The 24,543-nt window shown below is 62.3% G+C and carries 20 protein-coding genes; 9 read left to right on the forward strand and 11 right to left on the reverse strand.

From position 1 onward, the window contains the following. Positions 1 to 98 precede the first annotated feature (98 nt). The 6 genes from ACZ9EJ_RS18165 to ACZ9EJ_RS18190 all read left to right on the forward strand — a co-directional run bounded on the left by ACZ9EJ_RS18165 (position 99) and on the right by ACZ9EJ_RS18190 (position 7,321). Positions 99 to 1,913: a methyl-accepting chemotaxis protein gene (locus ACZ9EJ_RS18165; RefSeq protein ID WP_046641186.1), complete on the forward strand. Its 1,815-nt coding sequence runs from the start codon at positions 99 to 101 to the stop codon at positions 1,911 to 1,913. Between the two features lie 185 nt (positions 1,914 to 2,098). Continuing rightward, the gene (locus tag ACZ9EJ_RS18170; RefSeq protein WP_046641187.1) at positions 2,099 to 4,021 is read left to right on the forward strand and encodes a methyl-accepting chemotaxis protein; all 1,923 of its coding nucleotides are present in this window, start codon (positions 2,099 to 2,101) and stop codon (positions 4,019 to 4,021) included. Next, a complete protein-coding gene (locus tag ACZ9EJ_RS18175; RefSeq protein WP_046633534.1) occupies positions 4,021 to 4,512 on the forward strand; it encodes a chemotaxis protein CheW in 492 nt (163 codons plus the stop codon). The genes ACZ9EJ_RS18170 and ACZ9EJ_RS18175 overlap by 1 nt, the downstream gene beginning before the upstream one ends. A gap of 38 nt (positions 4,513 to 4,550) precedes the next feature. Continuing rightward, complete coding sequence (locus ACZ9EJ_RS18180) at positions 4,551 to 5,414, forward strand: CheR family methyltransferase (protein WP_046641188.1); 864 nt, start codon at positions 4,551 to 4,553, stop codon at positions 5,412 to 5,414. A 3-nt stretch (positions 5,415 to 5,417) separates the two neighbouring features. Beyond that, positions 5,418 to 6,500, forward strand: coding sequence for a protein-glutamate methylesterase/protein-glutamine glutaminase (locus ACZ9EJ_RS18185; RefSeq protein ID WP_046633530.1), 1,083 nt, complete (start codon positions 5,418 to 5,420; stop codon positions 6,498 to 6,500). A 116-nt stretch (positions 6,501 to 6,616) separates the two neighbouring features. Then, positions 6,617 to 7,321, forward strand: coding sequence for a ParA family protein (locus ACZ9EJ_RS18190; RefSeq protein ID WP_046641189.1), 705 nt, complete (start codon positions 6,617 to 6,619; stop codon positions 7,319 to 7,321). Between the two features lie 6 nt (positions 7,322 to 7,327). Here ACZ9EJ_RS18190 and ACZ9EJ_RS18195 read toward each other — a convergent pair whose 3' ends face one another. From ACZ9EJ_RS18195 to ACZ9EJ_RS18245, 11 genes are all read right to left on the reverse strand, one after another. Next, entirely contained in the window at positions 7,328 to 10,378 is a 3,051-nt protein-coding gene (locus ACZ9EJ_RS18195) for a hypothetical protein (protein ID WP_476099509.1), read from the reverse strand. Further along, entirely contained in the window at positions 10,329 to 11,606 is a 1,278-nt protein-coding gene (locus ACZ9EJ_RS18200; protein ID WP_476099511.1) for a peptidoglycan-binding domain-containing protein, read from the reverse strand. Before ACZ9EJ_RS18200 ends, ACZ9EJ_RS18195 begins: the two co-directional genes overlap by 50 nt. 153 nt (positions 11,607 to 11,759) lie before the next feature. Next, on the reverse strand, positions 11,760 to 12,815 hold the full coding sequence (locus ACZ9EJ_RS18205; RefSeq protein ID WP_046641191.1) for an NAD(P)-dependent alcohol dehydrogenase: 1,056 nt from the start codon (positions 12,813 to 12,815) through the stop codon (positions 11,760 to 11,762). Between the two features lie 74 nt (positions 12,816 to 12,889). Next, positions 12,890 to 13,630 carry an SDR family oxidoreductase gene (locus ACZ9EJ_RS18210; protein WP_046641192.1) on the reverse strand — a complete coding sequence of 247 codons (741 nt, stop codon included), beginning with the start codon at positions 13,628 to 13,630 and terminating at the stop codon, positions 12,890 to 12,892. A gap of 80 nt (positions 13,631 to 13,710) precedes the next feature. Further along, on the reverse strand, positions 13,711 to 14,157 hold the full coding sequence (locus tag ACZ9EJ_RS18215; protein ID WP_046641193.1) for an aconitase X swivel domain-containing protein: 447 nt from the start codon (positions 14,155 to 14,157) through the stop codon (positions 13,711 to 13,713). Continuing rightward, positions 14,157 to 15,428, reverse strand: a complete 1,272-nt coding sequence (locus ACZ9EJ_RS18220) for an aconitase X (protein WP_046641194.1) — start codon at positions 15,426 to 15,428, stop codon at positions 14,157 to 14,159. Before ACZ9EJ_RS18220 ends, ACZ9EJ_RS18215 begins: the two co-directional genes overlap by 1 nt. Positions 15,429 to 15,438: 10 nt before the next feature. After that, positions 15,439 to 16,776, reverse strand: coding sequence for an FAD-dependent oxidoreductase (locus tag ACZ9EJ_RS18225; protein WP_046641195.1), 1,338 nt, complete (start codon positions 16,774 to 16,776; stop codon positions 15,439 to 15,441). Between the two features lie 176 nt (positions 16,777 to 16,952). Next, positions 16,953 to 17,861 carry a LysR family transcriptional regulator gene (locus tag ACZ9EJ_RS18230; protein ID WP_046625666.1) on the reverse strand — a complete coding sequence of 303 codons (909 nt, stop codon included), beginning with the start codon at positions 17,859 to 17,861 and terminating at the stop codon, positions 16,953 to 16,955. Between the two features lie 94 nt (positions 17,862 to 17,955). Further along, a complete protein-coding gene (locus ACZ9EJ_RS18235) occupies positions 17,956 to 19,563 on the reverse strand; it encodes an acyl-CoA dehydrogenase family protein (protein WP_046641196.1) in 1,608 nt (535 codons plus the stop codon). Positions 19,564 to 19,569: 6 nt separating this feature from the next. Next, positions 19,570 to 20,331, reverse strand: a complete 762-nt coding sequence (locus ACZ9EJ_RS18240) for an SDR family NAD(P)-dependent oxidoreductase (protein ID WP_046641197.1) — start codon at positions 20,329 to 20,331, stop codon at positions 19,570 to 19,572. Then, entirely contained in the window at positions 20,328 to 22,184 is a 1,857-nt protein-coding gene (locus ACZ9EJ_RS18245) for a feruloyl-CoA synthase (RefSeq protein ID WP_046641198.1), read from the reverse strand. The genes ACZ9EJ_RS18240 and ACZ9EJ_RS18245 overlap by 4 nt, the downstream gene beginning before the upstream one ends. 133 nt (positions 22,185 to 22,317) lie before the next feature. On the opposite strand from ACZ9EJ_RS18245, the gene ACZ9EJ_RS18250 reads away from it, so the two are divergent. Genes ACZ9EJ_RS18250 through ACZ9EJ_RS18260 form a run of 3 tightly spaced genes read left to right on the forward strand, consistent with a single transcriptional unit; the run spans position 22,318 to position 24,480 of the window. Beyond that, positions 22,318 to 23,112: a crotonase/enoyl-CoA hydratase family protein gene (locus ACZ9EJ_RS18250; RefSeq protein ID WP_037086414.1), complete on the forward strand. Its 795-nt coding sequence runs from the start codon at positions 22,318 to 22,320 to the stop codon at positions 23,110 to 23,112. An 11-nt stretch (positions 23,113 to 23,123) separates the two neighbouring features. Beyond that, the gene (locus tag ACZ9EJ_RS18255) at positions 23,124 to 23,579 is read left to right on the forward strand and encodes a MarR family winged helix-turn-helix transcriptional regulator (RefSeq protein ID WP_046641199.1); all 456 of its coding nucleotides are present in this window, start codon (positions 23,124 to 23,126) and stop codon (positions 23,577 to 23,579) included. A 25-nt stretch (positions 23,580 to 23,604) separates the two neighbouring features. Then, positions 23,605 to 24,480: an amidohydrolase family protein gene (locus ACZ9EJ_RS18260; RefSeq protein WP_046641200.1), complete on the forward strand. Its 876-nt coding sequence runs from the start codon at positions 23,605 to 23,607 to the stop codon at positions 24,478 to 24,480. Positions 24,481 to 24,543 lie beyond the last annotated feature (63 nt).

The raw sequence follows: 24,543 nt of genomic DNA on the forward strand, positions 1-24,543 counted from the left end.
AAGGGTGAATGTATCGGTCTTCTCGTTTTCAAACGTTTCCGCCCGTTGGGGAGGGAAGCAATAACCGATGCACTTTATTGCCTTGAGGGGATAGGGCTATGCGATTTACGATTAAGCTAAAACTAGGACTGGCTTTCGGCCTGATGATTTGCCTTCTGGGTGTCACCGCCGGCTACGGAATTTACAGCCTCGCCAACCTCAATTCCGCCATCAGCGCCTTGATTGCCGGTCCGGCATTGCGGCTGGAACTAGCCGAAAATTTCTCGGGCACCCAATTGCGCATTGCGCGTGCGCAGATGAACCTTGCGACGTCGGAAACGGCAGAGGATATCGACAAGTACATCCAGGCCAGCGACCGCAACCGTAAGCTTTTCAACGAGACGCTGAAGAAGCTCCAGGATCTCTCGGCCACGGATGAGGCCCGGAAGGCCTGGGGAGACGTGGCGACGAAAGCCGAGCGGCTTTTCAGTATCGACGACGCGATCCGGTCGGCGGTACGCAATGGAAATGCCGACCAGGCCCTCACCCTTGCAAAAGGCGACGGGCGCGCCGTCATCGACGACATCGAAAAAACGATCCAAGCGCGCGTGGAGGCCAACAAGGACCTGATGGAACAGGCCGACCGCGATACGGATGAGCAATATCAGACGACACGAAACTTCATAATCGGCCTGACGGGTATCGCATTGGTGATTGCGATCATCGCCGCCCTGTGGATTGCACTCGGCATCGGTAAAGGGCTGCGCAAGATCATGGATGCCGTCAATGCGGTGGCGGTCGGCGATCTCAACCAGGAGGTCGAGATCAAGACGAACGATGAAATCAAGGATCTGGTCAACACCCTCAACGTGATGACCGGCAACCTGCGCAACACTGCAATCATCGCCGACCAGATTTCGAACGGCGACCTTACCGTCTCGCCGAAGCCGCTTTCCGACAAGGACACACTAGGCCTCGCCCTTCAGAGCATGGTGGAACGCCTGCGCGGCGTCGTTGCCGATGCGCTTGCGGCGTCGAACAACGTCTCGTCCGGCAGCCAGGAGCTTTCCGCGAGCTCGGAACAGCTGTCCCAGGGTGCGACCGAACAGGCCTCGTCGGCCGAAGAAGCCTCCGCCTCGATGGAGCAGATGGCGGCCAACATCAAGCAGAACGCCGACAACGCCGCCCAGACGGAAAAGATCGCCCGCCAGTCGTCGAAGGACGCGGAAGCAAGTGGCGAAGCCGTCTCCCGTGCGGTCGGTGCCATGCGCACGATCGCCGAGAAGATCTCGATCGTCCAGGAGATCGCCCGCCAGACCGACCTTCTCGCCCTGAACGCTGCGGTGGAAGCCGCCCGTGCCGGCGAACACGGCAAGGGTTTTGCGGTCGTCGCTTCGGAAGTCCGCAAGCTTGCCGAGCGTTCCCAGGCTGCCGCTGCCGAAATCAGCGCCCTCTCTGGTGAGACGGTGCAGGTCGCGACGGACGCCGGCGAAATGCTCAACAAGCTGGTGCCGGACATCCACAGGACGGCCGAGCTGGTCTCGGAAATCTCCGCCGCCTGCCGCGAGCAGGACGTCGGCGCAGCCCAGATCAACGAAGCGATCCAGCAGCTCGACAAGGTGACCCAGCAGAATGCCGGCGCCTCCGAACAGATGTCGGCGACCTCCGAAGAACTCGCCGCCCAGGCCGAAGAGCTGCAGGCCTCGATCGCCTTTTTCAAGGTCGAACGCGCCGGCGGGAAGGCTCGGCCTCAGCCGGGCGTCAAGGTTCACGCAGCCGCAAAGCCTGGCGCAAAACAGCCGTCGAAAGCTCCTGCGCACCGGCCGACCGGCCATTCGGTCGCATCCCAGCAGGCACGCGCCAAGGGATTTGCCCTCGATATGTCGATGGGCGGCCCTGATTCTGACGACGACGACTTCCGGGAAAGCGCCTGAGCGCTTCCTGATCAATAAGCGGGGCCGCCAGGCGGCCCCGTGATCGCCAGCGTGACTACGTTGGTGCGAACAACGAAGAGGTTCCTGCCGCCGGCTTATCGGCCTTAGGGTCAGGCTTTGTTCGATCGCATCTCAGAAATGTAAGGCAGCTTTGTCGGCTTTTTGAAGGAACTGGGGGATTTAAGATGCGGTTTACAATCAAACTGAAATTGGGATTGGCTTTCGCCCTGTTGACGCTGCTCTTGGTCGGCATTGCAGTCTACGGCAGCCTGAGCCTTGGCGGCCTCAACGACGCCAGCGTCAAGATGGTCGATGGCCCGGTCCGTCGTCTGGAACTTGCGCTCACCGCCAATGTGAACGAGGTCGATGCGGTGCGCGCCCAGAAGAACGCGCTGCTTGCGACCAATCTCGCGGATGCCGCGAAATTCCACAAGGAAGCGGACGTCAACACGGAACTGATGTTCAAGGCCGTTCAGGAAGGGCTTTCGATCGCCTCCGTGGAAGGCAAGCCCTATTGGGAAAAGCTGCTGACGATCGGCAAGCAGTTCCAGCAGAAATCCGACGAGCTGCAGGCTATCCAGGCACGCGGCGACCAGGCCGGCGCCCTGGCGCTCTCCATGGGCGATCTGCGCACCATGACCGCCGATATGGGCGAGGCCATCAAGGTTCTCCTCGATATCCAGCGCAGGGGCATGGCAAATACCGAAAAAGCGAACCAGGATCTGTTCGCCTCGACGATGATGGTCTTGAGTGTCGCCTCGGTTGCGGCCGTGCTGATCGCCATCGGCGCCGCCCTGTGGATCACGTTCGGCATCAACAACGGCCTCAAGAAGATTGCGTCCGTTGCCAATGCAGTGGCGATCGGCGACCTCAACCAGAAGGTCGAGGTCAAGACGAATGACGAGATCAAGGATCTGATCGATACCATCAACGTGATGACCGGCAATCTGCGCAACACGGCGGCAATTGCCGAGCGGATTTCCGAGGGCGACCTTTCTGTCGATGCCAAGCCGCTTTCCGACAAGGATGTGCTCGGGATTGCCATGCAGAGCATGGTCACCAATCTGCGCACGACCTCGCATGTCGCTGACCAGATTGCCAATGGCGACCTGACCATTTCGCCGAAGCCGCTTTCCGACAAGGATACACTAGGCCTCGCCCTTCAGAGCATGGTGGAGCGCCTGCGCGGCGTCGTTGCCGATGCGCTTGCTGCGTCGAACAACGTCTCCTCGGGCAGCCAGGAACTTTCATCGAGCTCGGAGCAGCTGAGCCAGGGCGCGACCGAACAGGCGTCTTCTGCCGAAGAAGCGTCCGCCTCGATGGAGCAGATGGCCGCCAACATCAAGCAGAACGCCGACAACGCTGCACAGACGGAAAAGATCGCCCGCCAGTCGTCGCGAGATGCGGAAAGCTCTGGCCAGGCTGTCGGCCGCGCCGTCTCGGCGATGCGGACGATTGCGGAAAAAATCTCGATCGTCCAAGAGATCGCCCGCCAGACCGACCTTCTCGCCCTGAACGCTGCGGTGGAAGCCGCACGTGCCGGCGAACATGGCAAGGGCTTTGCGGTCGTCGCCTCGGAAGTGCGCAAGCTTGCCGAGCGCAGCCAGGCTGCCGCTGCCGAAATCAGCGCCCTCTCCGGCGAAACGGTGCAGGTCGCGACGGAAGCCGGCGAGATGCTCAACAAGCTGGTGCCGGACATCCACAAGACCGCGGAACTCGTGTCGGAAATATCGGCCGCCTGCCGCGAGCAGGATATCGGCGCCAGCCAGATCAACGAAGCGATCCAGCAGCTCGACAAGGTGACCCAGCAGAATGCCGGGGCCTCCGAACAGATGTCGGCGACTTCGGAAGAACTCGCCGCCCAGGCCGAAGAACTCCAGGCCTCGATCGCCTTCTTCAAGGTCGATCGGGCCGGATCCAAGCAGCGGAGCCAGCCGGTCACGGTCGCCAAGCCCGCACCGGCAAAATCCAGACCACAGCCGACGTCCAAGGCCTATTCGGCCGGTCATTCGGTCAACGCACAACAGGCCCGCTTGAAAGGGTTTGCCCTCGACCTGTCGATGGGCGGCCCGGACGCGGACGATGACGATTTCAGGGAGAGCGCGTAATGGCAGGCATATCCTCCGAATCCCAGTTCGTAACCTTCAGCCTCGGCGACGAGATTTTCGCGGTCCCCGTGGAGGTGGTCCGCGAGATCCTCGACCACGAGGAGCCGTTCAAGATCCCGCACGGGCCGGACTATCTGCTCGGCCTGCGCGACGTGCGCGGACAGGGCGTCCCGGTGATCGACCTTCGTCTTCGCCTCGGCATGACGAGAACGGTAAAGACGCCGCATACCCGCATCCTCGTGCTCGATGTGCCGGTCGCCGATCGCGTCCTGGTGCTCGGCCTCGTCGCGGACCGGGTCTTCGAAGTGGTGCCGTTCCGCAAGGAACAGATCGAGACGGCGCCGGATATCGGGATACGCTGGCGCTCCGACTACATCGCCGGCGTGGTGCGCCGGGAGAGCGGCTTCGTTGTCGTTGTCGACCTTGCACGGCTGTTTTCGGATTCCGGGTCGGCACTCTCCGATGTGGGGCCGCAGTCCCAGGTCGCATGATGGAATTCGCATAACCGAATAGGTTCTTGTACGGGGGCATGCGCGTGAGTGCAGCAATGAGGAGCCAGCCGCTCGACGACCGGCTGAGCAAGCGCAACTTCGATCTGCTTTCGAAGTACATCTACGACTATAGCGGCATCAAGATGCCGCACAGCAAGTTGACCATGCTCGAAGGACGGCTTCGCCGGCGCCTGCGCGTCACGGCCATGCCGACCTTCGACAGTTATTGCGACTACCTCTTCAAGCACGGGGGTATCGAGGCCGAATCGATCTTCCTCATCGATGCGGTGACCACCAACAAAACCGACTTCTTCCGCGAGCCGAAGCACTTCGACTACATGATCCAGGCAGCGTTGCCGGACATCCTGAAAACCTACCCCGACCGGCGCATCCGCACCTGGAGTTCAGCCTGCTCGACGGGCGCCGAACCCTATACGATGGCCATGGTGCTTTCGGAATTTTTGAGCTCGTCGACGCCGGAACGCGACTATTTCGTGCTTGCCACCGATCTGTCGACCGACGTGCTGCAGAAGGCCCAGCGCGGCATCTATCAGAGCGATCTCCTGGCGCCCGTTCCGGCCGACATGATGAGCAAATATGTCATGCGTTCGTCCGACAGCCGGCGGCAGGAAGTGCGGATTTCGCCGAAACTGCGCTCGCGCGTCGGTTTCGCGCGGCTGAACCTGATGGATAACGCCTATCCCATCGGCGATCCTATGCACATGATCTTCTGCCGCAACGTGCTGATCTATTTTGATAAGCCTACTCAGCAGCATGTGCTGTCACGCCTTTGCGAAGCCCTGCTTCCCGGAGGCTATCTGTTTATCGGTCATTCTGAAACCGTGACCGGCTTCGATCTGCCGATCAGGCAGGTGGCAAATACTGTGTTCAAGCGGGTATGAACCATGAGCGGCAAAATCCGAGTTCTGATCATCGATGACTCCGCCAGCGTCCGCCAGACCCTGACGGCAGTCCTGTCTGCAGACCCGGATATCGAAGTGATAGGCGCGGCCAGCGATCCCTTCATGGCCGCGCGGAAGCTGCGCGAGGAAATCCCCGACGTCATCACGCTCGATGTGGAAATGCCGCAGATGGACGGCATCACCTTCCTGCGCAAGCTGATGTCCCAGCATCCCATTCCGGTGGTGATGTGCTCGTCTTTGACCGAAAGCGGCTCGGAAACGCTGATGCAGGCGCTTGAGGCGGGCGCAGTCGACATCATCCTGAAGCCGAAGATCGGCGCGGCCGACCACCTTGCCGAATCCGGCGAAAGGATCCGCACCGCGGTCAAGGGAGCCGCTCGCGCCCGCGTCGGCCGGCTGCGCCCGTCACGCATCTCTGACGGCGGAACGACCGCCAAGCTGACGGCGGACGCGGTGCTTCCACCTCCCAGAGCCGGAGCCATGGCAAAGACCACCGAGATGGTGGTCTGCGTCGGCGCCTCGACCGGCGGAACCGAGGCCCTGCGCGAGCTTCTCGAAGCCCTGCCAGCCAATTCTCCGGGCATGGTCATCGTCCAGCACATGCCGGAAAAATTCACCGCCGCCTTCGCCAAGCGCCTCAACAGCCTCTGCGAAGTAGAGGTCAAGGAAGCCGCCGACGGCGATCCCGTGCTGCGTGGCCACGTGCTGATTGCCCCCGGGGACAAGCATATGCTGCTCGAACGGCGCGGCGCGCGTTACGAGGTCTCGATCCGCTCGGGTCCGCTCGTCAGCCGCCATCGGCCTTCGGTCGATGTGCTGTTCCGGTCTGCCGCCCGCTCGGCCGGCGGCAACGCCATGGGCGTGATCATGACCGGCATGGGCGACGACGGCGCCCGCGGCATGAACGAGATGCATCAGGCGGGAGCCTATACGGTTGCCCAGGACGAGGCGTCGTCCGTCGTCTTCGGCATGCCCAAGGAAGCCATCGCCCATGGCGGCGTCGACAAGGTCGTTTCGCTCGAACAGATCGCCCGGGAAATCCTCGCCGCCGATCGTCGGCGGTAAGATCTGGCAACGGATTTTTCACGTCTCGTTAACCATGTTTGGCAAGAATGGGGCAACGCATCATGAGGGTGCGGTGAGAGAGCAATCTTACGCTCGTAGCCGGACAGGGACCCAAGATGCCAGTCATTACCTTTGCCAACACCAAGGGCGGAGCGGGCAAGACCACCGCTGTGCTTCTTCTTGCAACCGAACTCGTTGAGCAAGGCTACCGCGTCACGATCCTGGATGCCGATCCGCAATACTGGATCACCCGCTGGCACATGCTCTCGCCGCACAATGAGAAGCTCAACGTCATTTCCTACGTGACGCAGGCTTCGATCGACCGGCATATTTCCGAGAACCGCCACAAGACCGATTATTTCGTGCTCGACCTGCCGGGCGCGCAGAGCCCGCTGCTTGCCAAGGCGATCGGGCTTTCCGACCACGTGCTGATCCCGATCCAGGGCTGCGCCATGGACGCCCAAGGCGGCGCCAACGTGCTGGAACTGCTGCGCTATCTCGAGGAAAAGGCCAATCTGCGCGTGCCGCATTCGGTGGTGCTGACCCGCGTCAACTCGATGGTCACCACCCGCGCCCTGCTTGCGGTCAAGACGCTGCTTGCCGAACGCAAGGTCGAAGTGCTGGACACGCCGATCATCGAACGCGCCGCCTTCCGCGACATCTTCGATCTCGGCGGCACGCTCTACACGATGGACGAGAACCGCATCAGCAATCTCGACAAGGCCCGGCAGAACGCGCGCCTGTTCGCGCTCGAAATGCTCCGCCGCGTGCCGCTCCACAAGCCGGCCTCGCTTTCGAAGCGCTTCGTCCGCGCCGCCTGACACACGTCAGAGCTTGAGGTCGATCGCTTCTGCTACAGGCTTCGGAGCATTCTGGGCTTCCCTCAATGCGCGATAATGCGGGGCGTGATCGAACAGCCAGCTCCGCAATATCGTGGTATCGGCGTCGGGAATTCGCTCGCCCGCGAAGCCGACCCGGTAGCTGTCCTGGAACTGAGCGATGAATGTCGGCTTGCAGCCCTCCACATTGGTGCGGATATCAAAGCCCCAATTGTGATATTGAACGCGCCGCAACAGGCGCAATTCGGCGGCGACGGTGGGATCTTCCATAACCTGCTGTAGCGTTACCTGGCGGGCGAACAGCGGCTTGCCCTCGATCACCGTCGCACCGGTCCAGTTCACGTTATTGGGCGTGCCCTGATCGCCGCAGACACCCAGATCCGTGCTTTCGCCCCAGCGCCATCCATCTGCGCTGGAAGGCGGCCCGTATTTTTTCGTGAGTGCGGCAAGGACGTGATCCTGCGTGACCGATCCAAGCGGAGAAAAGACGCTGCGCGCGACACCGTAGACCTTGGGCTCCAGAACCATAGGGCCATAAAGGATGCCAATCATATCCATGCCGCCGGCGGCAACGTAAAGCCGCGCGCTTTCCGCCACGACGGAAACGTTCCGTGAGTCCCCCTTGAGCTCCAGAACCCGATCAACCGCCATGTGCTTTCGGATCGCTGCTTCCGCCTCACCCAGCGTCATGCCGATCGTGATGCCGACGATATCCAGCGTAGAAGTAGCAACGGACTTGCGCGGTCCGATCGGTGCAATGCGGAATTTTGCGATCATGCTGCGCAGTGTGACAGCAGTCTTCTCGCCAAACCACCGGACCTCGGTCGGCACCGTGTCGAGGATGACCATCGGCTTTCCATCGCTCGGGCTGGTCCCGACCACCGAGCCGCGAACATCCAGGTCCAGGCTAATCGCTCTCGCAAAGGCATCGCGCGGTGGGGCCGGGAGGTTCTCCAACGGAACATAGACATCGGCGCGCGCCTGCGGCTTCAGGTCCTGAACCAGAGACAACACGGTTTTGGGCGTTACCCAGGCACCGGCCTGTTCGATCTGCTCGTTAAAGAGGTGGCCACGATACCCCGTGAATTCCCGGCGCCCAATGCCGATTTCCTGAAAAGCCTCGGCATACTGCTCGGCAGGCCAGCCGAAATATTTATCGGAACCACTCATGTCGTAGTAGTTTTCGTAACGCAGCTTGTCGGGTAAGGCAGCGATGCGCAGCTCGGTCCATTGGCGAAAACGCGGCAACAGCCGCACGTAATCGGCGTCGGTCAGCTCACGATAGCTTTGCGGAAAGAAGCGCCCCCAAGGCGCAGCATCGAGATTGATGACATCACTCCTTGTGTTGCGTTCCTCTTCCCAGCGCCTGGCAAGGAGTGAGCGGAGGGCCGCGTCATCCAGTGTGATCTTGCCGTATTTGGCAAGCAGGAGTGCCGCGCTTTCGGGATTGAGCGCCAGCCGTTCGGGAACCCGCTCGAGCCGGGCGGACGGTCCGCTTGCGACGGTTGGCGCGGGGCGAGTTGGAATGGAGAAAAGCACCCGATCCGCGCGCTTCCTGTCCATCAACAGGACTTCATCGATGGCGATGTCCATTCTTGCGAGCGGTTTCTCTCCGGCAAGTATTTCCGCCCGCAGCGGACGAACCTTGAACAGCACGGGGAAACTCCGGGCCGGATAATCCTTGACCAGTTTTTCCGCGGCCGCCCTTTCGAACGGCAGGCGTGTCAGCGCATCGGAATTCTCCGCCTGCACATTGATAAGACCGCCCTCCAACTGCTCGCCCTCCTGTTCGAGCGTGACCGCAAATTGTGCCTTTGAGATCTGGAATGCTTCATTGCCGTCGTACGTTCCGAGCGTGACCTCACCCATCAGATAGAGCGACCGTGATGGATCCGGCTTTGACGCGGCAAATCTGCTCAGGCCTTTGCGCACCGCATCCGGGCGATCGAACTCGTTCTTTTCAGTCACGAAACGCGAGGCTTCAACCAGCCGACGAGGCAGGTCCGGATCACCGGCCAGGTCCGCCGCCATTGCGGAAATGTTCCAGCGCGAAAGGTAATGGCCATCCGGCGCAGGCGAACCGGGCAATATTTCCGGCGGAGGAACGAAGTCATGCAGGGGAAGGGTCAAGACGAGGCGTGTCAGTTCCGGATCTTCAAACAGAGAAATTGCCGTCGCCGACCCGGTCAACTTCGAACGAATGTCGGCGTTTTCATATACACCCAGGCGATCCTCGCGCATCTGTACGGAAAGCTTGGTGAGTTCCATGTCCACACCGTAATAAAGCTTGAGCCGCCCTTGGTTTCGCTTCGCGCGTTCGACCAGGCCCCTTGCCTGCTGAGTGCCGACTTTGAGCATGCGCGGAAACTGGAGATTTGAGGCAAGCTCTATTCCGGGCAGCGACACCGCATGAGAGCCTGTCGCGAAGGCTTGCTGGCTGATATCGTACCCACTGAGTTCTACCGCCACCGAAACGCGCGCCCGGACAGGAAGCCGCGGTGCGTCGGAGACGATTTGGGGGAGCACTTCTGCGTTGAAGCGCTTGATGATCTCGTCCTGGCGGAACGGGTCGTTTGCCAGATCCCCAAAGAACTGCCGTTCATCACGACCAGCCGGAAACAGCGATTTATAGACGGCGGGCGATGCCAAACTCGCAAGACGGCGAACGGTCCCCAATGATTTTGGCTGGGCGGGTAGATTTCCGGCGACAAGCAAGCCAAACGCCGTTTTTGCCTTTTGGGCTTGCGCCTCCTCACTCCAGGCTGGCAATAGCACACGGCCATCCCGGGGAACCAAGCCGAGGCGTGTCCAGGATTCCAGACTGTTGCTAGCTGTCGGCACCTTCGCCTGGGATGCGGCGAGTTCCGGCTGCTTGATCTCGATCTCCGTAATCACCGGGCCGAGGCCATTTTCACCATTTTTGGCACGCTCGTGAAACGCGATCCTTTCGACCACGGCTTCAGCGAAGATCGTTCTCTGGCTGGACTTGTCATTCTCGACCTTGAAGTTCCCGATTTTCAGCCGGGCGGACATGTTCACGGACCGCGTGCCGTTTGCCTTGAATCTGGCCGCGAGCGCTTCCGCTTTCGCCCGGGGCCATGGACAGGTTGGCGGGTATTTTCAAAGCCGGGGCCTCGGCAACGAAGTAGTTTGAGCCGGCACCGTAGAATTGCATCTCGGTCTCGAATTCACTGTCGTAACGAAGCGGAAAAGTCCCGGACTTGAAATCGTAGGCCCCGAACTCCGCCGGGCGGATCCGTGTCACGCGGATCGATGTCTTCACGCCCTGACCCGACATGAACGTCCGGAAATCGACGACAGCAGCCTGCCTGTCGAACTCGCTGCCATCAACATAACGTCGATAGGCGCCGGCGATCTCGGGTGGAGACCACACCCCGCGATAGCCGCGGCCCAATTCCTCCAGCCATCGCGCCATGATGGCGGGATTGTCCAGCATTTCCGGATCGCTGCCGATCAGTCGGCGGGTGATTTCCTTGTGAAGTGCGGCGCGGTCCGCATCGTAAGTTGTCGAAGTGCGCGGCCAGTCGATATATTCCCCCGCGACATCGGCCAGGTTGAGGTCCACCGCTTTATCGGCCGGATTGCCATTGGATGCGGCGGTCATCGCCGGATCGCCAGTCTCGCCTTGAGCATCCTTGGACGTGGCGTCTGCCGCCTCGGTCACCAGCTGATAGGCCGTCTGCACGGATGTCTGATAGGGATCGTGACCCCGGTCCGAAAGAAACTTTGCGATCGCTCGGCCAGTTTTCGCGCCGCCCTTTCCTTCCGCCTCCCCGACATCGAAGCCGAGCTTGCCCAAGCTTTTCTGCATGTCCGCCATTTCACTCGATGAGAGCGGGATTTCGGTGGCTTGCGCCGGCTCTCCGGAAGACGGACCGCTGCTCTGCATCATGTGGTGAAACTGCGCGCCGGTCAGCGTGCCATCGGGATTGAACCCGTTGTCGCGCTGGAAACGCCGGATTGCCTCGCGTGTCCTCGGCCCGGCCTGCCCGTCGGGCTGGCCGACGTCGTAGCCAAGCTCGCGCAGGCGGTTCTGGGCGGTGTACATCTCCTTCGAGCCAAGGCTCTCGGTACTAGCCTGCCGCGAGGGCGCGCGGCCTCGTGCCTGCTGTTGGCCGGAACCGTCGATCAATGCGCCAAATAGCGAGAGAATCCGATCGCTGTCATTTGCGTTGGCTGGAACAGAGATACAGACCAAACCAAGAAGCAGCCCGAAGGCTGCAACCCCACGACTGCTGACCGACATTTTGAGCTCCCGCGCCGTTGCTGTCGCAAACGATACACGTACCTCTCAGTAGAACAACGACCGCGGTTACCACTTTTGGACGATAGCAGGAGCCGAACAGCTCATGAAAATGGCGAGCCTGGATTTGGATCGGCCGGGGTCTCGGCCAAGTGGTTACGGTCGGGCGGCCTTGCCGTTCAGCACGATCTGCAGCTTGACGTCCGAGGGATGTCCGGCTGCAGCGCGCTCGAAGGCCTGGATCGAATCCTTGAAATCGAAGACGCCGGTGATCAACGGCTTCAGGTCGACCTTGCCGGACGCGATCAGTTCCAGCGCCCGGTCGAAAATGTTGGCGTAGCGGAACACGGTCTCGAAGCGAACTTCCTTGGAGATGGCGCTTGAGACGTCCAACGGCACCGGCTCGACCGGCAGGCCGACCAGCACGAAGGCACCGCCCGGCCGTACCAGGTCCATCATGCCTGCATAGGCCCTCGGGCTGCCGCTCGCCTCGAACACCACATCCGCTCCCCAGCCGCCAGTCTCCTCGGCGATGACTTGCGCGAACGGCCGTTCGGTGATGTTGACCGGGATGATGCCCGGATACTGGCCGGCGATCTTTAGCTTGTCCGGGCTCAGATCCGAGATGAACACGCGGGCGCAGCCGCCCGCGAGTGCTGCCAGCGCCACCATGATGCCGATCGGGCCGGCTCCGATCACGGCGGCGACATCGCCGGGTTGGATACGGGCGCGGCTCGCGGCCTGCATGCCAATCGCGAACGGCTCGACCATGGCGCCTTCGGCAAAGGAGACGTTGTCGGGCAGTCTGTACGTGAAGGCCGCAGGGTGGATGACTTCCGGCGTCAGCACCCCATGGACCGGTGGCGTCGCCCAGAAACGGACGTCCGGATCGACGTTGTAGAGACCGAGCTTGGAGGCTCGCGAGGAAAGGTTCGGCACACCGGGTTCCATGCAGACGCGGTCGCCGGGTTTGAAGTTCTTCACCTCGCTACCGACCTCGACGATGATGCCGGCAGCCTCGTGGCCGAGCACCATCGGCTCGCGCAGGACAAAGGGGCCGATAGCGCCGTGGGTGTAATAATGGACGTCGCTGCCGCAGACACCGACCGTATCGATGGCGATCTTCACGTCGCCCGGCCCAACCTCGGTCGGAAGATCGATCTCCCTCAACGCGAGAACGCCTTTTTTCTCGAGCACCAGTGCCTGCTGCATGCGATGTTTCCTTCCGATTATTTTCTGACGCTGGCCGAGCTTCCAGGCGAGATCAAGGCAGCCATATGCCGTTTTCAGCCACGGCCGGCATAAGGCATGCCGTTTGCCATTACCGTCATGAACAGGACATTGGCCTCCAGCGGCAATCCATCCATGTAGAGCACCGCATCGGCCACGTGTTTCGGATCCATGACCGGTTCCACTGCCGTCGTCAGATCGGGCTGCAACGCGCCTTCCTTCATCCGCACCGTCATCGGCGTATCGGCATTGCCGATATCCACCTGGCCGCAGACGATGTTCAGCGCTCGCCCGTCGAGAGCGATCTGGCGGGTCAGGCCGGTGATGGCGTGTTTGGTGGCGGTGTAGGCGGCCTGATACGGGCGCGGCACATGGGCCGAGATCGAACCGTTGTTGATGATCCGCCCGCCGGCCGGGTTTTGTCGCCGCATCATTCCGAAGGCGGCGCGGGCGCAATAGAAGGCGCCGTTGAGGTTGAGGTCGACGACCGCCCGCCAGGTTTCAAGTGGCAATTCGTCGATCGGAACGGCCGGCGTGCCGCGGCCGGCATTGTTGAACAGAAGGTCCAGCCGGCCATAGGCCTCTTGTGTCGCCGCAAACAACGCGTCGACTGCGGCCGGATCGGTGACATCCGTCGGCACAACGAGCGAATCGCCGCCGGCCAGTTCCGCCGTGCCCCGCAGCTCGCTTTCGCGCCGGCCGGCAAGCACGGTCCTATAGCCTGCTTTCAAAAGCCCGATGGCGACGGCCCTGCCAACGCCCGAGCCCGCACCGGTTACGATTGCCACTTTCGACATGTTCACTCCTCCTACCTTGGTGGTCGACGTTATAGTCGGCTATCGGCGTGGGCGTCGAGTGGCATGTCCGAGAGAGAACGTCACTTGAGGGATTTCTTGGTCACGGTGACGGTGCCGGCATCAGCATCGACCACGACCCAGTCGCCGGTCTCGATCACCGACAGTGGATCCTGGTCCAGCTCGGTGATCGCCGGAACGCGGGTGACGACGGCACCGAGCGCGATCTTGGTGGTCATCCGCGTGAAGATCATCGCCGCCGGCTGGACGCCGTTCAATCGCGTCATATGGAAATAGGCCGACCAGCCGGACGAGCCCTTGGCACCCGGAAAGACAAGGATCTTGCCGGCGAAGGAGACGCCGCGCATCTCGTGCCGCCGCTCGATCACAGTGCCGGTGCGCTCATTGATGCCGCCCCAGCCGGAGATCGTTTCGGTGGTGACAAGCGCCTCACCCTCGGCGCGGCCGGCCACCACCTTGCGGCCCCTGAGTTCGATCGTCTCGGGTTTTGCTTCGGTCGAGATATCCATCAGACCCTCCCGTTCCATTGGCCGGTCAGGGCCGCATCAACGCAATCGCTGACCGAGCCGAACCAGCCCTGCACGCCGGTGATCGCCGGCAGGTAATGCGCCTGCTTGGCAGAATCGGTGGCAATGACCTTGGTTCCCGCCGGCAGACGGCGGGAAATGGCGGGACAGGTGTCGCTCATGACAACGCCGCCGGCGTCGCGGATGACGTCGATATAGCCGTTGCGCTCGGCAACCTGTTTGATCGCACGCGGGGTATGCACCCAGAGCTGCACGTCCGAATGGATCTTCCTGTTCTCCAGCATGTGGGCGATCAGCGCCATCTGGTCGATCGAATTGTGCGGACAGCCGAGCATGATGAAATCGACCTTCCTTTCGGTCGAGCTCTGCAGCTTCTCGTAGGTCTCGCGCCGCTCCTTGGCGCCGTAGCGGAACGTGCCCTTGACCTTGCGGCCGCCAAAGGCTTCCTCGATCGAATCCGCTTCCGGCGTGATGCCGGGGATATGGTACATCTCTACCCCGCCCGACGACGCGGCGGCTGCGCCAAAATGCTTGAGCTTGATCAGATCGGGCTGGCGGCCGGTGCCCTTCAGCACCGGGATTTCCTCGCCGATCACTTCGCCGATGTAATAACCGAGCAGGCCCCAATCCATCATGTCGTCGACCTCGATATCGAGCTCGACCAGATGGGTGCCGCGGCGGTTTTCGGTGATGTGGAAACCCCAATAGGGAATGCGGCCGGTGAGTGCCGCAGCGCCGGTACTTTCCTTGCCCTCGACATTGGTGCGGGCGCCGAGCACGGAATTGCAGTAGATGACGGCGGACGATTCCATCCAGGCACAATGTTCGCCCTTCACCGGTACGTTGCCGACCTGATAGGGCGTGCAGGTGGCGAACATGTTGACGCCGCGCCGCCCCAAGTATTTCTCGTTGGCCCGCTGCATCTCAACCAGCGATTTATCCACGCCCTGCAGTTCCCAATTGTCGTTGTCGATGCCGGTGATCAGCTGGCAGGTATGCGCCACCATATGCGGTATCTCCACCACCTCGTCGCTGTCGAGGTTCAGTTCGGAATAGACGTGTTCCATGCCCTTTTCGGCGATCGCCTGCACCGAGGGGGTCGAGGCGTTGAAGGCGCCGGCGACATTGTTGGTCTCGACCAGCCGTTCGGCGCCGAGCGCTTCGCCGTAACGGACGAGCAGATCCATGGCGCGCGCCTTGGCGCGGCCGTGCTCGCCGTCATACATGGCCTTTTCGTGATCTGTCAGATTCATCGGACCCTCCTCACGATGCGGCGCGCGTTTCCGCACCGGTCCAGCGATAATGCTTCTTTTCGACGTTGTCGGAAACCCGCTCGCGCAGCGCATCGCGATCGATCTGGTGCACGCTGCCGGTTCCGGCGAGGTCGAGCGCATTGGCCGCGGCCATGCCCATGGCGATGCAGGGTCCCATGACGCGGATGCTCGAAAGCGCTGCCGAATCCGCATCGACGCAGCGGCCGGCGGCGGCGATGTTGTCGCATTCGTCCGGCGTCAGGCTGCCGAGCGGGATGTAATGGGCATGCTGTTCGTCGAAAGTGATCCAGTGGTGGCCGTCGCCATGGTCATGCAGCTCGATCGGCCAGGCGGTACGGGCGACCGCGTCGTCAAACTTGGTGCCGGCCTTGATCTCGTCGACGGTCAGGTGATGGCTGCCGGCGATCCAGCGGGTCTGGCGGATGCCCGGCAGGCCGAAGGAGCGGATGCGGGCATTGCCGAAGCATTCCGGGAATTCCGCCTTCAGGAATTCCACGGCTCGGGCCGCCTGGTCCTTGCCTTCGAGCGCCTTCTTCGAGGCCTCGACCGGATCGAGCGGGGTTTCCACATGGGTCATGTTCATGGCGGCGATGCCGCGGCCGGGAATGGTGAAGCCGAGGCCTTCGCGGCGCAGCAGGCCGTAGCTCGCGGCCTTTTCCTTCATCCGGTCGCCGATCTCGTAGCGGGTCGGCTGCCTGGCTTCGTCGATGTTTTCCAGCACCACCATCTGGGTGCCGAAGACGCCGCCCTTTTCCGGCTGGCGACAGGCAAAGCCGGCCTGCCAGACAAGTGCTGCGTCGCCGCTCGCCTCCACCCAGCCGGTCGCCTCGATCGACACGCCGCCATAGCGGGTCATGAAATCGGTCTGGACGACGCGCCGGCCTTCCACATGCACGTCGAGGATTTGCGCGCCGAGCACGACCTCGATGCCGGCCTCCAGAATACTCTGTTCCATCCAGCGGCCAAGGACCACTTCGTCGTAATAAACGACCGTCGTGTTCGGGCCATGGCGGTAGTAGATCGACCGGTCCTGGCTTTCGAGATGGGCGAGCAGCCTGTCGGCGACGCCATAGGTGAACTGGTAGCCATGCGTGCCGTTCGAGAACAGGCCGCAGAAGGTGGCGATGATCGAATTGACCGCCTGCCCGCCGAGCGCCGCCTGGCCATCGACGATGACGACCTTGCGGCCAAGCCTGGCGGCCTCGAGTGCGGCCGAAATCCCGGCTATGCCGGCGCCGACGACGCAGATATCCGCCTTGAGCTTGCGGAACGGCGCCGACTTCTCGCGCCTGACGATCCGCGTTTCCCTGCTCAGCGTTTCCGCCATGGAAGCCTCCCATCGCAATGCCGCGCCCTCCCGGCGCCTTGGGAATGATCGTAACCCAAGCCGGCCTACCTTGAACCCGGCAAGTGATGCGATCAGCTTTCTTGTTTCGAGAAAGGTCCAGCCGAAGGATTTCAGCGGCTTGGCGTCAAAAGCTGCGGAGGCGTTCGGAGATCTTCTCAGAACATCGGAATGACCTGGTCCGGTACCCCTTCCGAAAACCGTTTCTGCACATAGGATACGAACTCCGATACCACGACCTTGTTCATCTTGATCCTCGGCACGGAGGCCTTTACCCAGAGCGGCTCGACCGGAAACTCCGGCATCACCTCTTCGAGGAGGCCGCTATCGAGATCCGACTGCGCAAGGAATCTCGGCAGAATCGCCAGCCCCAGCCCCTGACGGGCGGCGGCGAGCAGGACGCGGCTGTCATTGGCGGTGAAATTCGAGGTGATTTCGACGTTGAGCGTGCTCGTCTCCATCTGAAAGGTCCAGGTCGTGCCGATCGTGTGGAAGGTGATGCACGCATGGCCGACCAGTTCCGTCGGCATCTTTGGCAGCTTGCGGCTGGCGAGATAATCCCGCGATGCGCAGAGGACGCGCGGATAAGGGCAAAGCGGGTGGTCGATCACGTAAGCGTAGGATTGCGGCAGCGCGCCGATCGCCACGTCGAATCCCTCTTCCAGCGGATTGACCGAGCGGTCGATCAGCACGATCTCCATCTTCACCCGCGGATTGGCCGCCTGGAAAGCGGCACAGATATCCCCGAAGAACATCGAGGTCAGCGTCGTCGGCGCCTTGATCCGCAGCGAACCGGTCAGGCCCAGTTCATGGGTATTGGGTGTGGCCAGCGTCTCCTCGATCTCGCCGACCAGGAGCTGCAGGCGCGGCCGCAGCCTTTCGCCGTCGAGCGTCAGCGCCAATCGCCGTGTCGTGCGCACGAAAAGCTGGGTGTTCAGATGCTCTTCGAGCCGCTTGACGCGCTTGGTGATGACCGAGGTCGCGACGCCCAGGTCACGACCGGCGGCGGAAAAACTGCCGGCGCGGGCGGTTGCCAGGAATGCGCCGATGTCGAGAAGTATATTCACTGTCTTTCTCGTTTCGAGAAAAAATCCTGACCGGCATCACGCACATATTTTCCGCGGTTTCGCAACTCCGCCACATGGCGCGCAGGCGATCGGCTCAGGCGCAGCGTGCGCTATGGAATGCGAACTGCGCGGAAAGGCTTTCCACCGCTCTGGTTTCGGCAATACGCAGCGCCATCCAGGCGGAAACTGTCGCCCAGGCGGCCCGCATATAACTGTCGGCGCGGTAGAGGGCCGCATCGGGATCGGATTGCAGCGCCGTCATCCGACCGCTCAACAATTCGAAGCCGTAGAGAACCGCCCGAACGGTATCCGAAGCCTGCGGATGTTCGGCGATATAGGCATCGATCTCGTCGCGCGCCCTCTCCAGGAAGAGTGCTAGCCCCCTGCCTTCGTCGCGCCAGAGGCGGCGGGTCAGGAAATCGAGCGCCTGCATGCCCGTCGTGCCTTCGTAGATGGTCATGATGCGGGCATCGCGCAGATATTGTTCGAGCGGCCAGTCGCGGGTATAGCCGACGCCGCCGAGCACCTGGATCGCCGCATTCGCGGTCTCAAACCCCGCCGCCGCGCCAAAATTCTTGATCAGCGGCAGCATCCAGCCGGTGAAATCCTCCAGCCCGGATTCGGGCTCCTGTCGGGCGATATCCATGGTCGTGGCGAGTTCCAGAACGGCGGCGCGCAGGATTTCCGTGGAGCTGCGGATGTCATGAAGCTGGCGCTGTACATCCGGATGGCTGGATATCGGCACCGGCGGCTGGTCCGGCCGTCCGCCCTGACGGCGCTCCTTGGCATAGTCCTCGGCAATGTCGGCAGCGGCGGACGCGATGCCCAGCCCCTGGCAGCCGGTGAGCAGCCGCATCAGCTCGATCATGGTGAAAAGCTGCGGCAGGCCGCGGCCTTCGCGGCCGAGCATGATGCCCCTGGCGCCGTCGAACCGCATGGCGCAGGTGGGCGAGCCGTGCAGACCCATCTTTTCCTCGATCCGGTCGACCGAAACGCCGTTCGGCTGGCCGTCGATGAGGTTCGGCACCAGAAACAGGCTGATGCCGCGCGTGCCCGGCTCTCCGTTGGTGCGGGCGAGCAGGCAATGACCGATGCGCTCCGCCATGTCGTGGTCGCCGAACGAAATCCAGATTTTCTGGCCGGTGATCAGCCATTCGCCGTCGCGCAATTCGGCTTTTGTGCGCAGCCGTCCGACATCCGAGCCCGCTTCCGGCTCGGAAATGCAGATCGTCGCCGCCCATTCGCCGGCGGTGAGTTTCGGCACCCATTCGTTCGCGGTCGCCTCGTCGGCTGCTTCCGCCAGAAGATGCGCCGCCGCACGGGTCGAGCCCGCCGCCATCATAAGCGCCACGCATCCCCGCTCGAACAGCGGTGCACAGGCGGCATGCAATGTGAGAGGAACGCCCTGGCCGCCGAATTTTTCCGGAATATCCATGCCGAGCCAGCCCGCTCCGGCATACTGCCTGAAAGCGTCGGCAAAGCCGTCCGGCGTCTTGACGCGGCCGTCCACGACCCGTGCGCCGATCCGGTCGCCGGCCGCGTTCAGCGGCGCCAGCACCCCTTCGGCAAAATTCGCCGCCTCATCGAGGATTGCCGCGACCGTCTCGTCGTCGCAATCCTCGCGGAGTTCCTTGAGCCGGTGCCAGCCAGGCGTCAGGGCGAGAAGTTCCAGTGTCCGGTCGGCCTGATCCGCGAAGGACATGATCGGTCACCGCGGCTGCATGCGCAGCGCCCCGTCAAGCCGGATCACCTCGCCGTTGATATACTGGTTCTCGATCACAAACCGCACCGCATCGGCGAATTCGCCGGGGTCGCCCAGTCGCGAAGGATAGGGGATGGCGGCAGCAAGGCTGTCCTGCGCTTCCTGCGGCAGCTCGTAGAGCAGCGGCGTCAGGAAGATGCCGGGCGCGACCGTGTTGACGCGGATGCCGAAACGGGAGAATTCGCGCGCCGCCGGCAAGGCCAGCGAAACGATACCGCCCTTGGAGGCCGCATAGGCCGCCTGGCCGATCTGTCCCTCGAAGGCGGCGACCGAGGCCGTGTTGACGATGACGCCGCGCGCCTTGTCTTCCCGCTCCGGCAGGCCCGTCATGCGCTCGGCGGCAAGCCGCAGCATGTTGAAAGTGCCGACCAGGTTGACACGGATCACCCGCTCGAAATCGGCAAGCGGCATCGGCCCGTTCTTGCCGACGATGCGCCCCGCCGTGCCGATGCCGGCGCAGTTGACGAGGATGCGCAAGCCATCACCGGCCTTGGCCGCCACATCCAAGGCTCTTGCGGCATCGTCCTCGCTCGTTACATCTCCCGAAAGCGCCACGCCGCCGATCTCGGTCGCGACCTTTTCGGCCGCGGCCTGGTTGCGGTCGAAGACATGCACCACGGCTCCGAGTTTCGCGAGCAGCCTAGCCGTCGCCTCGCCGAGCCCCGATCCGCCGCCTGTGACGACAGCGCTTGTTCCGTCGATCCTCATGCCGCCAGCTCCTTGCCAACCCTGATCACGCCCGGCGCATCGCCGTAGAGTTCCTCGACGAGATCACCGCGATGGGCGAGCACGGCGCGCTGGTTGATCGAGCCCTTGTCGGTCACTTCGCCCTTTTCGAAGCGCAGCGGCTGGGTCATCAGCATCATGCGCATCACCCGCGTCGCCGAACCGCTCGACTGTTTCTGGTGTTCCTTCAGCCGTTCGGCGATCGCCGCCCTCACCTTCGGATGGGCAACCACCGCCTCTTCGGAGAGGCCGGCTTCGCCACCGATCAGTTCCCGCAGTGCCGGCATGAAGGGAACCGCCAGCGCCCCGAGCTCGGCCCGGTTCTCGCCGGTGATCACCGCATCGCGAATCAGCCCGCCGAACTGGTTGACGAGCTGAGCACGCAGCACGCCGACCGCCACCCAGGTGCCGGTCTGCAGCTTGAAGTTCTCCGCCGTGCGTCCGTCGAAATAAAAGCCCTGGCGCGGATCGCCGGGGACGGCGAACTTCACCGCATCTCCGATCCGATAAAAGCCCTCTTCGTCGAAAGCTTCCCTGGTCAGCTTGTCGTTGCGCCAGTAGCCGGGGGTGACGTTCGGGCCCTTGAGGCGAAGCTCGTATTTGTCGTCGATCGGCACCAGTTTCATGGTCACGCCCTGTGCGGGGATGCCGATATTGCCGGGCTTTTCCTGCGGGTCGGTGCAGAAGATCGCGAAAGGCGCGGTCTCGGTGGAGCCGATGCCGGTGCCGAGCGGCACCTGTTCGCCGATCGTCATTTCGGAAAGCTCGATCAGCGCGTCCCAGGTGTGCTGCGCCATGCCGGCGCCGGCATACATCAGCAATTTCAGGTCCTGGAAGAAGGTCTTGCGAAGCCCCTCGTCTTCGCGCATCGCCTGGATCAGCATTTCGTAACCGGCCGGCACGTTGAAATACCAGGTCGGCGAGATTTCCTTCAGGTTGGCGATCGTCTGGGCCATCAGCGCCGGGCTCGGCTTGCCGCGGTCGATGTAATAGGTGCCGCCGTTATAGATGGCGATGTTGAAGACCTTGTTGCCGCTGGCGGTGTGGTTCCAGGGCGCCCAGTCGACCAGGACCGGCGGCTCGTCGCGGAAATAGGAATAACAGTCGGTGACCATTTCCTGGTTGGAGCAGAGCATCCGCTGGGTCTGGATGACCGCCTTGGGCGAACCGGTCGTGCCCGAGGTGAACAGGAATTTCGCGACCGTATCCGGCCCGACCGCATCGAAAGCCTTATCGACCGCGGGAGTGGGCTCGGTCTTGAGAATGTCATCCAGAAGATAGGTATTGGGCCGGCCCTCAGGCAGATTGCGCATCCCGGCAAAGGGGACATCCGCGCCGAAAGCCGTATCGACGGCCTTGCGGAAGGCACCCGCATCGTCGGCGAAGATCAGGCCGGGGGTGATCTGTTTTGCGATATCGTACAGCTTTGAAAAATCGGAGGAAATGGTCGCATAGGCTGGCGCGATCGCTGCGGACGGGATACCGACATGCTGGGCGCCGAGCGCCATCAGCGCATGTTCGATGGAGTTTTCCGAGAGGATGACCAGCGGGTTTTCAGCCGAAAGCTTCATGTCCAGCAGGAACTGGCCGATGCGCCGCACCTGATCGAACGCTTCCGCATAGCTCACCCTGCGCCACTCGCCCGCCCCTTCGCGGTCCGCCATCCAGGTGCGGTCGGGCGCGGTTTTCGCCCAATGGACCAGCCGCTCGTTGATTTTGTCGGGATAGGGACCAAGCGGATCCTCGCGCCAGACCACGAATTCGCCGTTCGGCCGCTCTTCCCAGCCGACCACGGGCGACCACAGCTTTACGTCACGCACAGGTTTGGCGCTCATGACTTCTCCTCCCAGACGTCAATGCTCCCTCTCGGGCTCCCAAAATTTGTTTACAAAGAAACAATCTCCCTGTAAACGATCAAAAACTGATGACGGGCTGGGGAGCGTCCGTTGCTGGAGGAGAATGCATAAGATGGCCGATCAGACGGCAACCAGCTTCGTGACCTATGAGCTCAAGGGCAATGTTGCCCATATAGGTCTCAATCGTCCGGAAAAGCGCAATGCGATCAGCGACCGTTTCGTCGAGACGATCGCAGAGACCGTGGCACGGGCCGAAAGCGAGGCGAAAGCCGTCGTTCTTTTCGGCCATGGCGACCATTTCTGCGCCGGGCTCGACCTTGCCGAACACGTCAAGAAAACGCCGATCCAGGGCGTGCATGGTTCGCGCCGCTGGCATGCGGTGTTTGCCGGCATCGAGCACGGCACGATCCCGTGGATTTCCGCGCTGCATGGCGCGGTGGTCGGCGGCGGGCTCGAACTTGCGGCCTCCACCCATATCCGCGTTGCCGACAAGTCCGCCTTCTTCGCGCTGCCGGAAGGCCAGCGCGGCATCTTCGTCGGCGGCGGCGGCTCGGTGCGTGCCGCACGTCTGATGGGCGTCGCTCGCATGACCGACATGATGCTGACCGGCCGTGTCGCCTCGGCGGAAGAGGCCGAGCGCTGGAACCTGGCGCAATATGTCGTCGAAAAGGGCATGGCCCGGCAGAAAGCGCATGAGCTTGCGGAAGCGGCCGCCAGCAACGCCGAAATTTCCAATTACGCCGTCATCAACGCCCTGCCGCGTATCCAGGACATGGCGAAGGAGGACGGACTTTTCGTCGAATCCTTCATCGCCTCCTTCACCGCCACCAGTCCCGAAGCAGAAGAGCGTCTGCGCGCCTTCCTGGAAAAACGCGCCGCACGGCTGAAGGCGCCGGGTTCGGCATAAGGGGAACGCCCATGGACATGCCGATCCGCACGGCAGACGAGGTCGATCTCGACCGGCTCAATTCGGCGCTCGGCTTCCTGATGCGGCTGGCGCAGCTCAAGATCTACGAGCGTTTTTTCGAGGAGGTCGGTGAGCATAATCTGAAGCCCGGGGAATTCTCCGTGCTCTGGGTCATTCTCCACAATCCCGGCATCCGCCAGAGCGTGCTCGGCCAACGGCTCATGATCAAGCGGGCCCATATGACCAAGCTGATCCGGGCACTGGAGGACCAGAACCTCGTTTCGCGGAAGGTGCCGGATGGCGACCGCCGCGCCGTGGAGATCACGCTGACGCCGGAAGCGGTGACAAGGGTGAAGCACGCGAGCCAATGGTTCTTCACCTACGAAGACTCGGTCGGCGCCAACCTTACCGGTGACGAGCGCCAACAACTGACGGCCCTGCTGCGGAAGTTCGTAGGCCTGGGCTGAATTTAAGGATCGGGAGGAGCGAACCTTGAACATCGACGAGCTGATCGCCATCGACGTCCACACCCATGCGGAAGAACCCTGCTGCGGCCCGCGCGACGACGGTTATGACCAATTTCAGGCCGGCATGGCCAAATATTTCAAGAACCCGGCCGGCCACAAGGGCATGCTGCCGACGGTGAACGAGACTGCCGTCTATTACCGCGAGCGCAAGATCGGCTGCGTGATCTTTCCGGTCGATGCCGAGCGCGAGACCGGTTTCCGGCGTTACAACAACGAAGAAGTGGCGATGATCGCCGCCGAAAACAGCGACATCATGATCCCGTTCGCCTCGATCGACCCCGCCAAGGGCAAGATGGGCGCCCGCGAGGCGCGCCGGCTGGTGCGGGAATTCGGCGTCAAGGGCTTCAAGTTCCACCCGACCATGCAGGCCTTCTATCCGAATGACCGAATGGCCTATCCGCTCTACGAGGCGATTGCCGAAGAAGGCGCGATCACGCTGTTCCATACCGGCCAGACCGGCGTCGGCGCCGGCATGCGCGGCGGCATGAACATGCGGCTCAAATATTCGAACCCGATCTATCTCGACGACGTGGCGGCGGATTTTCCGGACATGCCGATCATCCTCGCGCATCCCTCCTTCCCCTGGCAGGAGGAGGCGCTTTCCGTCGCGACCCACAAGCCGAACGTCTATATCGATATGTCCGGCTGGTCTCCAAAGTACTTTCCGCAGATCCTGGTGCAGTATGCCAACTCGATCCTGAAGCACAAAATGCTGTTCGGCTCCGACTGGCCGGCGATCACGCCGGACCGCTGGATGGCGGACTTTGCCGCGATTTCGATCAAGGACGAGGTACGGCCGCTGATCCTCAAGGAAAACGCCCGCAAGCTCTTGAAGATCTAACTTTTTCGTCATGCTCGGGCCTGTCCCGAGCATCTACACCGGTTGATCTCATGGACCGACCGC

This window comes from Neorhizobium sp. USDA 3394, assembly GCF_056280385.1.